The sequence below is a fragment of the Pantoea sp. LMR881 genome (genome assembly GCF_027157825.1).
In the GTDB taxonomy this organism is placed as follows: domain Bacteria; phylum Pseudomonadota; class Gammaproteobacteria; order Enterobacterales; family Enterobacteriaceae; genus Pantoea; species Pantoea haifensis.
Genome location: NZ_JAPVOK010000002.1, coordinates 904,773 through 920,007 on the forward strand (window position 1 = coordinate 904,773; position 15,235 = coordinate 920,007).

A 15,235-nucleotide genomic window follows, 5' to 3' on the forward strand; every position below is an offset into this window, starting at 1 on the left:
AATTTTTGATAAAATAGTGGCCCGGTTAGCAGATTACTCCGGGCCCGTTGTCGGGATGAGTTAAGGCGCTCGCCAGCCACCGCCTAATGCGCGATAGAGATCAATTTGCGCCAGCAACAGATTATTTTTAACCGTGACAAGGTTGAGCTGCGTACTGAATAAGGTGCGCTGTGCATCAAGTTCATCCAGGTAAGAGGCGTAGCCATTCTGATAGCGGTTACTGGCGATACGCAGTGCTTCAGCCACATACTTTTCCTGCTTTTGCAGCTCTTCCTGTTGTGCTTCGCCGCGACGAATCGCATCCATCGCATCATTGACTTCCGAAAACGCGTTACGCACCACCTTTTCGTAACTGTAAAGCGCCTGGTTACGCGTTGCCATTGAAACATCAACCTGCGCCGTCAGCGCCTCACGGTTAAGCAACGGTGCCAGGACGCTGCCTCCCACACTCCACAAGCGGAAGGGGTTATCCACCAGTTGATGCAGCACGGAACTTTGCATCGTTCCCGTTGCGGTCAGGTTGAGGTTGGGTAACAGACTGGCTTTTGCTGAGGCCAGGCTGGCATCCGTTGCCAGTAACTGACGCTGGGCCTGGATAATATCGGGACGGCGATTCAGCAGCTGCGATGGCATTAAATTTGGCATCTGCTGCGGCGAAATCTGATCAAACTGCGGACGACGGGCGATCTGACGCGGATTCATCCCCACCAAAATGCTGAGTGCATTCTCCTGCTGGGCAATTTGATGCTGAAGCTGCGGAACCTGCGCTTTAGCTGACTGATATTCGGATGCGGCCTGCATCCACTCCAGCCGGGAGGTATAGCCGGTTTCAAACTGACGCTGTGCCAGTTGCAGTGAGTTACTTCGCGTTTCCAGCGTTGCCTGCGTAACGCGCAACTGCTCATCCAGGGCACAGAGGCTGAAATACCCTGACGCCACGGAGCTGGCAATGGTCAACTCTGCGGCGGAAGCGGCGGCACGCTGCGCCTCCAGCGAGGCTTGTGACGCAGCGATAGCACTGCTGCGCGCCCCCACAAATCGACATCATAGTTGGCTTGCAGTAATCCCTGAAACACATCGGTTTCGTAAGGCAGTCCGGTAACGGAAGAGAGGGTGCGCTCGCGCGTCGCGGCCACACCGGCGCTGAGCGTTGGAAAGTTATCCCCCTGCGCCGCACGCAGTTCAGCGCGATACTGATCGACACGCGAGCGCGCAATCAGAATATCGGGATTATTGCGCAACGCCTGTGCCACTAAACGATTCAGGGCATCATCACCAAATGCCCGCCACCATTCGGCTTCCAGCGGTGCAGAAGGACCAACCTGATCGCGCCACGCTGGCGGGATCGGCAGTGAAGAAGGGGCTCTTTCGACTTCAGTAGCACAACCTGTCAGCATCACAGCGAGCAGGCTGGCCACGGTTACGCCACGCATCATGGGGTCGCCTCTTGAACCGGCGCATCGGTGTCAATTTTTACCTCCACCGACATACCGGGACGTAGCGCCGACATATCCTGAGTTTCAAGGCGAATGCGCACCGGAATGCGCTGGGCGATTTTAACGAAGTTACCGGTAGCATTATCTGGAGAAATGGCGCTGAACTCCGAACCGGCTGCAGGCGAGATATACTCCACCCGGCCGTTGAAATGTTTACCGTTAAGCGCATCAACACGGATGTCGACCGGCAAACCCGGACGAATGCGCGCCAGCTGCGTCTCCTTCATATTGGCAATAACCCATTTATTGTCTGGCACGACCGACGTAAGTCGCGTTCCGGCAGTTACGTAAGCCCCTTTGCGCACCGACAACTGACCGAGCTGCCCGTCATCCGGGGCAATGATGCGCGTATTGGCTAAATCAATTTCTGCCAGTTCCAGTGCCGCCTGGGCGCTGGCAACATCCCCTTCGAGCGAGGCACGATTGACAATGACGGTTTGCAGATTTTGCTGTGATACCGCAACCTGAGCATCAGCCTGGCGAACCTGCGCCTGCGCCTGGGCATTCGCGGCGCGTGCGGCGTCACGTTCGCGGATCGAAAGCGATCCATCCGCCGTCAGGTTTTCCACTCGTTTAAGGTCAAAACCACTTTTCAGCGCCTGTGCTTTGGCATTTTCCAGCGCAGCCTTGTTGCTTTGAATGGTGGCTTCTGCGCTACGACGCTGTTGCTTATTATTGCTTAACGCTGCCTGCTTCATCGCCAGCTGTGCCTGCGCCTGATGCACGCGTTGGCGATAAATGCGATCGTCAATAGTCATCAGTAACTGGCCCTTTTTTACCGGCTGCAAATCGATGACATCAACGGAGGTCAGATAGCCATTTACCTGCGGGCTGATAAAAGTCACCTGTCCGCGTACATAGGCGTTTTCGGTGCTTTGTACCGCGCTGGTGAAAGGCCAAAGCTGCCAGGCATACAGAATCACCAGTACACCAATGACAACGATGCCACTGCCTGCGGCAATAGAAAGAATGCGGCGGCGGTTCACCCGATCGCGTTCCGCAGCCACAGCTTCATCCTGTTGACTCATTATTACTCCGTAGGTTCTTGTGCGGCGGCAAGCTGTTGCTGCTCTCGCCTGTTAAAATTTGCCTTTCGCCAGTCAAGGAAGCGTCGACGCGTTAAGCGCCATAACACCCACATCAATGTCATTAAGGCCAGTGCAGCGGTTAATAAGTAGGTGTCATTGTAAGCCAGCACGTTAGATTGTAGCGTTGACACCACCTGTAACTGACTGGTGCTTTGCGCGCCGCGTAGCACGGTGTCTCCGACCAGGCTATTGTAGAGTGCATTATATTGACTGAGGCGTTCGGTCACATTGGGATCGAGCAGCGAAAGTTTGTCGGCGAGCAAGCTGGAATGATATTTTTCACGCCAGACCTGAAATGTCCCCAGGATGGCTGAGCCAATCAGACCGCCGAGGTTTTGACTCATGCCGAACAGTACTACAAAACTCACCAGGTTTTTCGGCTGGGTCACTACCGTTCCCATCCCAATCAACAGGGCCGGCGCAAGGAAGAAGGCGCTGCTGAAGCCGAGCAGGAACTGGCTGAAATACATGTTGTTACCGCGCGTAAGTGGGCTGGATTGGGCATCCATCAGCGAGGCGATAATCATCACAACCAGCGAGGTCACAATCGGCCAGTTCAGATGAGTCGGTTTGATGGTTAAGGCGCTTGTCACGATCCCCAGCATCACGCCGGCGATAATCGCCAGCGCCAGGCCACGCATTTGATCGTTGAGCAAGCCAAGCTGCTGTAAAAAACCGATCGCTCCGGTGTTCTGTTCGGCTAATACGATGCGCATCATGATCATCACAATGCCAAGCCGGACCATCATTCCGCTACTGATCCAGCGCGTATTAATCAACGGATTACGCCGATTGTGTTCAATGACAATTGCCGTGACGATTAATGTCAGTGCCAGGGCGGTGCAAATTCCCAACCACGGCGTACTGAACCACCACTCAATTCGGCCCAGCGACAGTACACCGCACAGCAGCGCCATGCCCGGTGCCAGCAAGATAAAAGTGACAAAATCCATTTTCTCGAAGGCTTTGATGCGATCGCCGGGAGGCAGTTTTACGACCAGCACGCAGCCCAGGGCGATTAAAGCCAGCCCGAGTTCAAACAAATAAAGGCCGCGCCATTCGTCCAGTTGCAGAAGTTCGCTGGAAAAGAGACGGGCCAGAGGGATTGCCAGCTGCGATGCCGTCAGCCCAATCACCAACGCTTTCATGCGGTGTTTAGCGGGCCAGGCCTGTATCTGATAATAAATACCCAACGAACTCAGTGCCGCCCCTACCATGCCGTGTGCAGTACGGACGATGATCGCCGAGCTGAGGTCGTTAGCAAAAAGATGAAAGAATGCCACCAGCACATACAGCACCAGAAACGCTTCGGTAAAGGCGCGCAGACCGAATTGCTGGCGAAACTTTACCAGCAGCAGGTTGATGGAGATATTGCCCATCACGTATACCGCAGGGAGCCAGGCGATTTCGTTCGAATAGGCCCCAAATGTACCCTGAAGATTTGTCAGATTCGCGGTAACCAGCGCATTACTCAGCGCACCGGTCAGGGAGATCAGGATACCTATCAGGCCAAAGGCGATGCGTTTAGGCGTTGAGTGCAGTGGCGTCGACGGCGAACCCGGCAGCATCGGCTTTTCATGCGGGAGCCATTCACGCGGAGCATAAGGATTACGCCGTGCCACGATTACATTGTTTCCATACGGGCCAGCAATTGTTGCAGCACGCGTTCCGTCACGGCTAAATCCTGCGGATCAATATCGGCCATTAATGCGGCACGCAGCATATCGGCCTGGGTTTTCACCTGGGCAAAAACCTGATTGCCTTTCTCTGTTAAGACTAAATGGCGTTTGCGGCGATCCTCAGGCGGTTGAACGCGGGAGAGAAGTTCTTGTTTCACCAGACGATCCACCAGCGGCACCATACTGGCATCTTCCAGCCCCAGTAACTGGGCCAGCTCAGTTTGTGTTAACCGGTTTGGCTCGCTGGCAATAAAGCCAATGGCCATCCAGCTGCTCATACTCAAACCCGTCTCTTTGAGATGGCGATCAACCGCGAGTCGCCAGGCATGGGCAGTAAGGTAGAGTAAACGCGTAAAGGTTTGGTTTTGTAGCGTCAAAAAATAGCGCCCTAATGGTTAGGTATCTAATTAAATAATCGCGTTATTATACGCAAAGCTAAATGCTGATGAAAAGAGCATGCTCTGTTAAAAATGGTGGATAACGATGAAATGTCCAGACAGGAGAGAGCAAGAACACAGAGAAATCACGCCTGCAAAAAACCGGGAATGTGCTCAAAGGCAACCTGTGAAGTTCATCTGGCAAGCAGAGCACGACTTTATCAATCCGGCAGGAGGATAATGATCAAGGATGGGTACTGTTTTCATGATTTTTCACTGGGGTACAGCCGCATGTACAACTATTTTGTACAGCTTTTTCCTCAGAATAATCTTTATAACTTACTGTTTAAGCTAAAATAGCACGTTATGCTAAATAATTGGCTTGTACAGATTAGCCCTCTTTGTATAACTTTACTCCCCGTGAGTTGACTACGACTCTGTAACGAATGATGCGCTTGCGTCGCCTCTGAAGGTGTCAGTGGATTTCCACCTTCAGAGGTCCTTTTTTACCTGTTTAGTGACGTGTTCGTTTCGTTAGGTTCCTTCGCATCTGTCCATGCGAAGGTTTTTTACGTCAATTTGTCCTGGCATCCGAAGTGGAAGTTCGGGCTGTTTTGAAGGGCTGACACATGCAAAACGCACTCCCGCAAACCGATAAAGAAATTGCTGATTACTTTAATGCTGCTGCAAATAAATCTGCCAGCGACATGGAGATCCTTGGCGTTGTTGTGACGGAACTGCTGCAATCAGGCACACCGTTAAGCAACAAAGCCATCATCTCTAAATTAATTCATCGTCTTGAGCTGGAAACAGACGTCGTTTCGCTCGACATTTATCGCCAGTTGCTTGAACTGGTGGTGCATAAAACGCCGGACGATTTTACCGTATAACACCGACTCCAGGGATGGAGTCAATACGGCTTTCGCTGGCATCTTCCCTTCTCGCCCGGTAACATTATTCTCTCGCGTTTTATCCAACCTTTCTCGCCTTTCGCGCGAGAGCGAAAACTAAAAAGAGCCTGCAAATATTTATGACTAACTCGAATGACGTCGCTGCCTCGCACGCCGTAGACAGCGATATCAGTGTAGGGCGTGTGTTACGTTCGCCTGCACTGCTCACCCGTGAATGCCTTGCTGGAATCATCACTGCCCTGGCGTTGATCCCTGAAGTGATCTCTTTTTCCGTTATTGCTGGTGTTGATCCTAAAGTCAGCCTGGTTGCGTCGGTGGTGCTCTGTTTAACCTTATCGGTTCTCGGCGGACGCCCGGCGATGGTTACGGCGGCAGCGGGATCGGTCGCGCTGGTGATTGGCCCCATGGTTCATGCGCACGGCGTTGAATATATCCTGCCTGCGGTGATCATGGGCGGCATAATTCAAATCCTGTTTGGCGTCGCCGGGCTGGCGCGTATGATGCGCTATATCCCGCGTTCAGTGATGCTGGGTTTCGTTAATGCACTTGGGGTATTGATATTCTTTGCTCAGGTTCCGCATGTCTGGGGCCAGTCTTCCCTGGTGTGGTTATTCTTTGCCGCCACGCTGGCCATCGTATTGCTGCTGCCCCGCGTACTGAAAAGCGTGCCTTCACCGCTGGTTGCTATTGTGGTGGTTACTGCCGTGGCACTGCTGATGGGCTATCGCGTTCCCACTGTAGGCGATGAAGGCCCAATGAGTGCTGGCCTGCCGGGCTTTAACACCTTGATGGTGCCACTGACGCTGCAAACATTACAGATTGTCTGGCCAACGGCATTGAGTATTGCGTTTGTCGGCCTGATGGAGTCGTTACTGACGGCTAAACTGGTTGACGACATCACTGATACGCCCTCGAGCAAACGCCGTGAATCCTGGGGTTTGGGTGTGGCTAATATTTTTGCTGGCTTCTATGGCGGCATCGCTGGCTGCGCCATGATTGGTCAAACCATTGTCAATGTCGAGCTTGGTAAAGCACGCAGCCGCGTGTCCACCGTGGCTGCCGGGTTAGTTTTGCTGCTGCTGGTGACTGGCCTGAGTGAAATCATGGCGCAAATACCGATGGTGGTGCTGGCGGGGATCATGATGGTTGTGGCGGTGAAAACCGTTAACTGGCACAGCCTGCAACCTGCCACGCTGAAACGTATGCCGTGGTCAGAAACAGTGGTGATGGTGTTAACGGTTATTGTCACCGTCTGGACCGGTAATCTGGCGCTTGGGGTTTTGGCCGGTGTTATTGTGGCAATGGTGCTGTTTGCCCGACGTATCGCTCACGTTATCCGCGCTGAGCGACAGCTGAGTGAAGATGGTGAATCGGTGCGTTATGAAGTACGTGGCCCGCTTTTCTTTGCCAGTAGCAACGATCTGTTTGAGCACTTTGATTATGCTCACGATCCTAAACATGTGACCATTGATCTGACGCATGCACAGATTTGGGATGCCTCCAGCGTGGCAGCACTGGACGGTATTGAATATCGTTACCAGCGGTACGGTGCTCAGGTGACAATTGAAGGACTGGATATGCGTAGCAGCGATTTTCATCGCCGTCTGACCGGTAATCTCAATTAACTGTGCGGGTCTGCTGTTATTAAACAGCAGGCCGTTTTACGCCTGCTGTTTACGCGCTTTGTAGCGCGCTATCATTGCCGCTCATGTCTGATAAACCAGTCCCGCATACAAACTTATCAAATCGCCAGACCAGTTTTTTGTCCTACACCGACTATAACGTCCATGCTGGTATATGTTTTCAATACTTTTTAAAAACATTTACGCCTTCTCCGGTAAATATATTGCGAACAACAGTATTTTGTCGAAGTTCTTCTTTTTCACTTCTGAAAGGGTCACTCCTGTTCTTTTCAACGTTACCTGGTCAGGCTTCATACCTATTAACGAGGCAGCCTGAGAAACTGATATTCCTGTCACTCTGAATAAACTATTTGGGCAGTAGAGGAATTCACTTTCAGCATTGGCCACAGATAACGTTAATGGAAGCAAAGGAATGGGTTGATCAGCATTCTCAAACTTGTAAAAAATGAAACTTTCAACGGGTTCAGATATTCCCCCATTATCTGTGACGGCACTTTTAACAAAATCCGTCTCAGATGAGACACTCATAAATGCACGCGAATTTGTAACAATATCGCCAACTTTTATCGCCTTCGCGGCCCATGGATCAAACATAGAGCTGGTATAGTGGCTTTCACGAATATAATCGCCTCTGGAGGTGGGAATTTTACCACTTGCCATTGCGGCATTCATATTGTCATACGTTATTTGCTCTTCTGCCGTGAGTGGCCTGTCATCAAATAGTTTTTGATTCAGTTCAAAATTAATGCCGTCATTAATTTCAGGTGTGCCATCACTGTAGTGCAGGCCATGCTCTTCATCTAAAGCTGTCCAGGTCCTTAAAGCTTCCCTTTGCTCATTTGAAAGTGCTGCCACTCCCGCTTCATAAGCTGAAGCGTCAAATTCTGACTGATATAGCTTAATTTCATCTTTTTCAGGAAAAAGTAGCTGCTGACTGTTTTCATTACCTGATGTTTTAATATGAACTTTTATGTCATTGATCACTCTTATTGTCGCTATTTTGTAGTCATCAATAAAAGAAGGAATTTGTTGCTTATCGACTATCCATCTGGCTATAGAATGACTACCGACGAGATCGCCCGAAGGAAGATCATAGTTTTGAAGGAAATCCCAGGCCTGTTGAGGATTACGATTATGTTGTATCAGAAAATTTATAGCCTTGTCATTCTTTTGATGTAAGTCACGCACTATGGCTATTTCATTTTCTATTCTCACATTCCCTCGTTGCTGCGCTAAATCAAGAGCATCATCTCCTGCATAATCTTTTAAATAAGTATTTAAATCATACCGGATAAAAATTCACTTGCGATATTATTGTTATTTAAACAAATCGCTTGCATAAAAGCGGTAACGCCTAGCACATCCTCTTTTATATTAATATCGCAGCTTTCGTTCAGTAATAACTTTTTCGCCAGCTCATTATTTTTTTTCACAATGGCATAATGCAGTGCTGTACATCCACGATCATCTGAAAGATTAACATCAATATCTGGATGCGTTAAAAGATAATTTATCATCTTTCCATTGTTCATTTCTGCTGCGATAACTAATAAGCTGCCATCATGCCTGTGTTTATGATTAACATTCATTCCAGGTATGCTTAGTAATTCACGCAACGAATCTAACGCGCCTTTTTTCACACTGTGAGTAAGAATATTATTGCCATCAATATCCTGAGCATTGAAATCGATTTTGGGTTTTATCGCACTGTTTTGCAAAAATCTGATAGTGTCTAAATCTTGATTGCTGACAGCCTGAACGAGCACATCTCTCTGATAATTATCATTTCTTCTCAATCTTCTGTTGATGATGTCAACAGCCGCACTTTCGAACTGCTCCCCAGCGCGTTTGCCAATACGCTTAATTCCTTGATTTCCAGACAGGAAAGAATTTCATGTAATATTTCAAGGGGCATTGCTTTGAGTTTTTCAAGCAGTTCGGATGGAACACAACGCACGTTACGCCCACCGCTTTTGGATATAAAACAGCCATCATTTTTTAACTCTTCTGTGACTTTTTTTATATCCCTGACATTTTTTTGTATTTATCTGGAACATGTGATTTTTCAGGTAGTTTATGTAGATCATTATTATATAAGTAATAGCGATAACCTGAGGCCTCTCCGTTTTGGGGATTAACAATAGCGTAGGCGTCGTAACCCTGTACTTTACCTATATTTTTAACCGGCATATTAATATTAACATGTGGAAGACGAGCGATATGATATTGTGCTGGCTGCGCAATATCACTCCCTTTCGATTCAGGCAATAATTCATCAAGCCTGGATATCAGGCTGGGACTACCACCGTTGGCTTTTATCAAAGCAATAATTCTTTTTAAACCCTGTGTACTTGATTGCCCCACGGAGTAGAGTAAGCCAAAACCAGGATCGAAGACACTGATTGCCTGTTTACTTAAAAGGGTGTAATCGTTAAGTGTTGGCAACTTAACTGTAATATCAAATTCTTTTAATATATTTGAAATTGCTTTTTTATTAAAACCCGATCTCATTATATATTCAGTGCTTTTACGTCCGGCACCATAAAGTTGCATGCCAAATTTTGCACCTATTTTAGTAGCTGTAGCGCCTATACTGATTATTGAAATAATATCTAAAAAACAAGTGATAATTGCTGCTTTGTCCCCTTGCCTGGAGTAATTAATACAATCAACGAAGGGAATAAGGCTTGTGGCAAAGTCGCGCGCCTTATGATAAATACTTTTATTATTCCCACTTTCATATAATGGTTCATACACAGCAGCACGATGCTTTGTACTTAGCCAGTTACGGTAAGCATTAATATCGCCCTCTCCAAATGAAACCCTTTCATTAACAACTTCGAAATCAAAATCCAGTGTTATCTTATTTTTCCCGTAATTACTTTGCGGGATAAATGAAACCTGAAGCCTCCCATTTTTTATATGGAAATCATCACCAACCCCGCTAAAATCAAGGACATCATGCTCAATATAATTTTCAATTTCTTTATCGAGACGAATAACATTATACCCCCTTTATCAAGTTTTTTAACTCCATAAATTCTTACCTCATTGTTTTTATTAACGGAGAATAAGTCGCAATGAGATAGCTTTACCTCTTTTTAAAAGGAACAACTATCATGCCTTTGATAGTTAGTCTAAGCTCTTTATGTGTTGCCTCCATTTTAATACTGGCCGGTTTGATTATAGACTGAGGGTCTGAAATAAAATCATACTCACTTTGCTTAAGCTGGCTAAAGGATAAATCAATTAATGAATCATCAAATTTTTTAAAATTATCAGCAACTTTTGAAGTAAGTTCTTTATACTTTAGATCAAGATAACGTGGTATACCCGGACAGACGACTCTGTTTCCTGACAGATAACTTTGAATTGCATTATTCTTTGCATCGTGCCTGTTTTTTGGGTAATTATATCCAACAATGGGTATTTTCATAATAACATCATCTGGACACTTTTCAATATAGTGACTGGCAAGCTCTCTCTTATTTTTCCATTGATTTAAACTTCCTTCAAACGCATTGTAATTCGTCACGATAGTATCCAGCTTTATCGTTGATTCATTCCACTTTTCAATGAAAAATTTAACTGACTCCTGTTGTAGCGTTTTTTCCCTTGCAAGCCTGCTCTCTTTAAATTCAGCAGGATTTTTTTGAGCAAAAAATAAAATGGCCGCATTATTCAGGCAGGATAAAAATGGTATGTCTGCATTATCCAGTTCTCTTATTTGCTGTAAGATAGCCGCTCCAAATTGGAATGCTTCGTCGCTATTAAAATGTGAAATATCTTTAACAGAATCAATACCCAGCGCGCCAGCATGTAGCAATGCAAAATCGTAATCACTAAATTTCATTGCCTTGATATCATCACGCCCAAAATCAGGCAGTTTGAAAAGCGGAAACTCCAGACTTACAAAGTAAGTATACATAGCTTCAAAGTTATCCCAACTACCCTCTTTAATGATTTTAGTTGGATCTATCTTATTTGTTGCAATTAACTCTTCTATAGAGCAAAAGTCTTTGAATTCACCGAGCGTTAACTCTGAGCCTCGCTCAGTGGCGACTATCCTTTCAGCAAAATAGAGATGAAATGTTGAGCCCAGCACATTTTCAAAAAACCAATTTTTTACTACCGCAATACTGTGTGGAACAGACAATGGTTCATTTAGCCCGGAGCCATATTGGTTTGATGCAGAGAGTATTGCCCTGGCAATTAATTGCACTCTGTCAGCGGGCTTCATCTTAATCTCATTAAACAAAAAGTCAGCCACAACCCCTGTCAAAAGCTCACCGGAAAATGTAACCGCTTTCAGCTTGCTATCCGGGATCGCTTCTTTTTTCAAGGCCCTTATTACATGTTTATTCGTTTTTTTCAGCAACGCGTCATTTTCCGCTGTTAAGCTTGCCTTAGCCAGTGCCTGCTGGCTGTTTGGTAGTGGCATAGCTGATGCAACGGTAAGCGACAGAGGATTATAATTATTTATTCTGCTTGCAAAATCTTTTAATAAACCCCATCCCTCTCGTTTCTTATGTGAGGCATGATGTGGGGCACTGATATCTGCGCTATTTTCGTTGTTAGGCTGTGTTTTCTCCTTGATATCAACGAATTTCTTTTCCTTTTCGGAGAGCAATGTTAACAGATCAGCACTATTAGTATTATTAACGGCACTTTCGGCATTAGCGGTATTAGCAATATTTGTGGAAAGCTTCGTTAAGTCTGAGGATAAAAGAGAAATGGACATTGCTGTCTGTTGTGGTTCATTCCCTGGATTTGCGACAGCGCCAACCTTAGTGTTGAAATGGGTATAGTTAACTGTCTGGCCCTCTTGACGCCAGGTCGTTTGTTGTCGGTACGTAACGCTATGTTCCAGGTTCTGAATGCCATTCATACGCATTAATCTCTCAACGGCCAGACTGTGTGCCTTTGCAGGAATATCATCATTTTCAGTTGCACTCGGGCCTGGCTTATTTAATACCGTGCCCCGAGTAAACAGGCTTTCACGCACCGTAGAGTTACTACTAAAGTCTGTTATAAAGATCTGCGTATCACCCGCTTTCTGAACAGTTTTTATATTTGTATCAATTTCAAAAGCAGCAGCATATTCACCAGCCGCAGAAGGTTCTGACGCAGCAACAGGTTCAGGCGCAACCGCATGAGTCCCTTGCTTTTGCTTAATGCTGACTGGCACAGCGATAGTGCCAAGAGCCTGCCAGTAGGAATGAATACGTATCAATAAATTAGCCATAAAAGCAGGAACTTGCAGGATACGACGCTGTGGCGCAGCGTTATCGGTAAGATAATATTTTGCCGCAACCGCGACTACTGCCAGTAACATACAAATTTGTCCTGAAGAGCCATTGCTCTCATCGTTCAGAAACTGGCTTACAAAGGTCTCGTCTGTATATCCCCGTACTGTCTCACGAATAAAACTGGCCAGCGCAGATAAATGATTGCCATTTGGAAGTAAATAACCCGATGCCAGTCCCAAAGATTGTAAAATCGCGAGATCAATATTTTTTCTTTCAAGGACCGCGGTGTAAATAGTGTTTACTGTTATAACCAGACTAACAGGAACGCCAGGCATAAAACTCAAACAAGCTGCAATGAGCTCGTTTTGTTTCACATCTCCGAGGATGCCAATTAGTTGTTTAACACAACGCTGACAGTCTTCTGTAAAAGGCACCAGCATGTCTGCTTTTTTATTATATTCAGACTGATCCCCAAGGGCTTCATCGCTGGCATCAAACCATGTCTCATCCATATCGACATAATCAAGGGCGTCAAACCAGATATCCTGCTCCTGATGTTTATCATCTGTTGCAGAGGGTAAAAAAGGGTTCGGCGTTAGCGTAGGAAATAAGACAGGCATAAAATACTCCTTCGTTAGTAGAACGAGTATTCTTAAGTATATTGAATAAAAAAGATTGCAAAAAACGAGCGCACTCATTTACGCCTGGCGCTATTGTTAACAATGACGTATTTTAATTCAGAGAAAATAAAGTAAAAAAGTGGATAAAACCAGTTATTAAATTTTTAAAGTCAGCTTTTACTGCCTGCATTCCTGAGCAAAATTTGCTTTTTATCGCGCAAAAAAAAGCAATTCTTTGAAAAAATGCTTTTTTATGGAAGGTTAAAATTAAATTGATATTATTTTATGCACGCCTCTTTTTTCACCTTCTTTTTCACAGTATCAGAAAAAGAGCGCAGAATATTTTTCTTAACCGCTCGCCTTGACTATTACTCAGCACAAAACCAGTTAATTATTATATGCGTAAATTTAATAATTTACAGACGGGCTAACCCACATTTTAAATCAGTACAGTAATTGTTACGTTTAGCCTCAGACCTGTGATCTTCGTGCTTTGTAGCGCGCAACCATGGTCATCAGAGCCTGGTAAATCAGCCCCGCATACAAGCTCATCAATATCGCCAGGCCAATCTCTTTGCCCTGCGCCTGCCATGACATAAACCACATGAATACGCCCCACAGCACGGAAAAAACCAGCCAACCCCGGACGAACTTCAGTATGCCATTCATAACGACTCCTTTAATATGAGGCGTTACAATACCTGCAGCGCGGTTAAAATGCATGTGCAAACCACCAGAGTTGCGAAGCGTTTCAAATTATTCTGGGTGGCAATCAGCGACTTACCCAGTGCAGCCTTTCATTTGCAGTTGTTCTGAGCAGCGTTTTCTATACTTAGCTGTTCACTCCCTCAACAGGAAACACACGATGAAACGCACAATCCCTGTTTTAGCCGCACTCAGCCTCGTTGCTCTGCTTTCAGCCTGCACCCCACGCCAGCACGGTGGAGATGCACCAGCGCCACCAAGCGGACAACAGCCAACCGGAGCCCCTGGCGGCAGCGGCCCCGTCGGTCAGCCACAATCTTAAGATGGTTCAGTCAGCGTTTTGCAGACACAAAAAAACCGCCCTTGGGCGGTTACGACATTACTGCATATTGCTTTGATTTTATTTGGCTTTCTTTTCAGAAGAAATGGTGCCCGGGGCGGGACTTGAACCCGCACAGCCATAAAGCCGAGGGATTTTAAATCCCTTGTGTCTACCGATTTCACCACCCGGGCAGGGTATAACTGGAGGCGCGTCCCGGAGTCGAACCGAGGTGGACGGATTTGCAATCCGCTGCATGGCCACTCTGCCAACGCGCCTTATTCTGAATGCTTTCAGGTTATCCTGAAAGGCAAAATCTGGAGCGGGAAACGAGACTCGAACTCGCGACCCCGACCTTGGCAAGGTCGTGCTCTACCAACTGAGCTATTCCCGCATTTCTCAGCAATTTCATCGAACATGCTGATTTTCTTTATCTTCTGACAGACTCGCTGCCGTTCGATGCGATGCATTCTACTGACCTGACGCAATGAGTCAATAAAATTATCCTTACTCTGCGTCCGTTTGCTGCTTTTTAAATCGCATCGATCACCGTTCGAACAAATCGCCTCGTGCGGCGCTTAAATATTGAAACATTGACCAGAAGGTCAGCACCGCTGCGATGTATAAAGCGACAACGCCGACGCCGACGACTGTGCTGTCTGGACGCCACAATAGGGCGAACAGTGAAAACATTTGCGCGGTGGTTTTTACTTTACCTATCCAGGAAACGGCAACGCTGCTGCGCTTGCCAATTTCTGCCATCCACTCACGCAGCGCGGAGATAATGATTTCACGCGCTATCATGGTTGCGGCCGGTAAGGTAATCCACCAGGCATGAAAATATTCAGCGACCAGCACCAGCGCCATTGCGACCATCACTTTGTCGGCTACCGGGTCGAGAAATGCCCCGAAGCGGGTCGTCTGCTTCCAGCGGCGAGCCAGAAAGCCGTCAAACCAGTCAGTGACGGCAGCAATAATAAATATCAAAGCGGTAGCAAACGGTGCCCAGTGGAACGGCAGATAGAAAGCCAGCACAAAGAATGGAATGAGGACGACCCGAAACAAAGTGAGACACGTCGGTATGTTAAATTGCATATGCTGGTAACTGTCTGGAATGGGTAGAATTTACCGTATGTTCCTACATTGCC

12 protein-coding genes, 3 tRNA genes and 1 pseudogene are annotated in these 15,235 nt (G+C 46.9%); 3 read left to right on the forward strand and 13 right to left on the reverse strand.

Going from position 1 to position 15,235, the window contains the following annotated elements:
• Positions 1-60: 60 nt before the first annotated feature.
• The 4 genes and pseudogenes from O3W44_RS06120 to O3W44_RS06135 form a co-directional block, all read right to left on the reverse strand.
• Positions 61-1,433 (reverse strand): annotated as a pseudogene (locus O3W44_RS06120) (efflux transporter outer membrane subunit).
• Complete coding sequence (locus tag O3W44_RS06125; RefSeq protein ID WP_269292384.1) at positions 1,433-2,524, reverse strand: HlyD family secretion protein; 1,092 nt, start codon at positions 2,522-2,524, stop codon at positions 1,433-1,435. The pseudogene O3W44_RS06120 and the gene O3W44_RS06125 overlap by 1 nt, the downstream one beginning before the upstream one ends.
• A gap of 2 nt (positions 2,525-2,526) precedes the next feature.
• Positions 2,527-4,206 carry an MFS transporter gene (locus O3W44_RS06130; RefSeq protein WP_269292385.1) on the reverse strand — a complete coding sequence of 560 codons (1,680 nt, stop codon included), beginning with the start codon at positions 4,204-4,206 and terminating at the stop codon, positions 2,527-2,529.
• A 2-nt stretch (positions 4,207-4,208) separates the two neighbouring features.
• On the reverse strand, positions 4,209-4,640 hold the full coding sequence (locus O3W44_RS06135; RefSeq protein ID WP_269292386.1) for a MarR family winged helix-turn-helix transcriptional regulator: 432 nt from the start codon (positions 4,638-4,640) through the stop codon (positions 4,209-4,211).
• A gap of 629 nt (positions 4,641-5,269) precedes the next feature.
• Between O3W44_RS06135 and O3W44_RS06140 the strand changes: the two genes are divergently transcribed.
• Positions 5,270-5,530, forward strand: coding sequence for a biofilm/acid-resistance regulator YmgB/AriR (locus O3W44_RS06140; protein ID WP_269292387.1), 261 nt, complete (start codon positions 5,270-5,272; stop codon positions 5,528-5,530).
• Between the two features lie 140 nt (positions 5,531-5,670).
• On the forward strand, positions 5,671-7,176 hold the full coding sequence (locus O3W44_RS06145; protein ID WP_269292388.1) for a SulP family inorganic anion transporter: 1,506 nt from the start codon (positions 5,671-5,673) through the stop codon (positions 7,174-7,176).
• A gap of 198 nt (positions 7,177-7,374) precedes the next feature.
• Here the strand turns inward: O3W44_RS06145 and O3W44_RS06150 are convergent, their stop codons facing one another.
• From O3W44_RS06150 to O3W44_RS06170, 5 genes are all read right to left on the reverse strand, one after another.
• Complete coding sequence (locus tag O3W44_RS06150; RefSeq protein ID WP_269292389.1) at positions 7,375-8,409, reverse strand: hypothetical protein; 1,035 nt, start codon at positions 8,407-8,409, stop codon at positions 7,375-7,377.
• A 62-nt stretch (positions 8,410-8,471) separates the two neighbouring features.
• Complete coding sequence (locus O3W44_RS06155; RefSeq protein ID WP_269292390.1) at positions 8,472-8,990, reverse strand: ankyrin repeat domain-containing protein; 519 nt, start codon at positions 8,988-8,990, stop codon at positions 8,472-8,474.
• 223 nt (positions 8,991-9,213) lie between these two features.
• On the reverse strand, positions 9,214-9,951 hold the full coding sequence (locus O3W44_RS06160) for a hypothetical protein (protein WP_269292391.1): 738 nt from the start codon (positions 9,949-9,951) through the stop codon (positions 9,214-9,216).
• A 334-nt stretch (positions 9,952-10,285) separates the two neighbouring features.
• The gene (locus O3W44_RS06165; RefSeq protein ID WP_269292392.1) at positions 10,286-13,063 is read right to left on the reverse strand and encodes a hypothetical protein; all 2,778 of its coding nucleotides are present in this window, start codon (positions 13,061-13,063) and stop codon (positions 10,286-10,288) included.
• A 471-nt stretch (positions 13,064-13,534) separates the two neighbouring features.
• Entirely contained in the window at positions 13,535-13,732 is a 198-nt protein-coding gene (locus O3W44_RS06170) for a DUF6404 family protein (RefSeq protein ID WP_269292393.1), read from the reverse strand.
• 196 nt (positions 13,733-13,928) lie between these two features.
• On the opposite strand from O3W44_RS06170, the gene O3W44_RS06175 reads away from it, so the two are divergent.
• Positions 13,929-14,090, forward strand: coding sequence for a hypothetical protein (locus tag O3W44_RS06175; RefSeq protein WP_269292394.1), 162 nt, complete (start codon positions 13,929-13,931; stop codon positions 14,088-14,090).
• Between the two features lie 104 nt (positions 14,091-14,194).
• Here the strand turns inward: O3W44_RS06175 and O3W44_RS06180 are convergent.
• The 4 genes from O3W44_RS06180 to pgsA all read right to left on the reverse strand — a co-directional run bounded on the left by O3W44_RS06180 (position 14,195) and on the right by pgsA (position 15,182).
• A tRNA-Leu gene (locus O3W44_RS06180) sits at positions 14,195-14,281 on the reverse strand.
• A 10-nt stretch (positions 14,282-14,291) separates the two neighbouring features.
• A tRNA-Cys gene (locus tag O3W44_RS06185) sits at positions 14,292-14,365 on the reverse strand.
• 40 nt (positions 14,366-14,405) lie between these two features.
• Positions 14,406-14,481, reverse strand: a tRNA-Gly gene (locus O3W44_RS06190).
• A gap of 152 nt (positions 14,482-14,633) precedes the next feature.
• Positions 14,634-15,182, reverse strand: coding sequence for a CDP-diacylglycerol--glycerol-3-phosphate 3-phosphatidyltransferase (gene pgsA / locus O3W44_RS06195; RefSeq protein WP_269292395.1), 549 nt, complete (start codon positions 15,180-15,182; stop codon positions 14,634-14,636).
• Between the last annotated feature and the right edge of the window lie 53 nt (positions 15,183-15,235).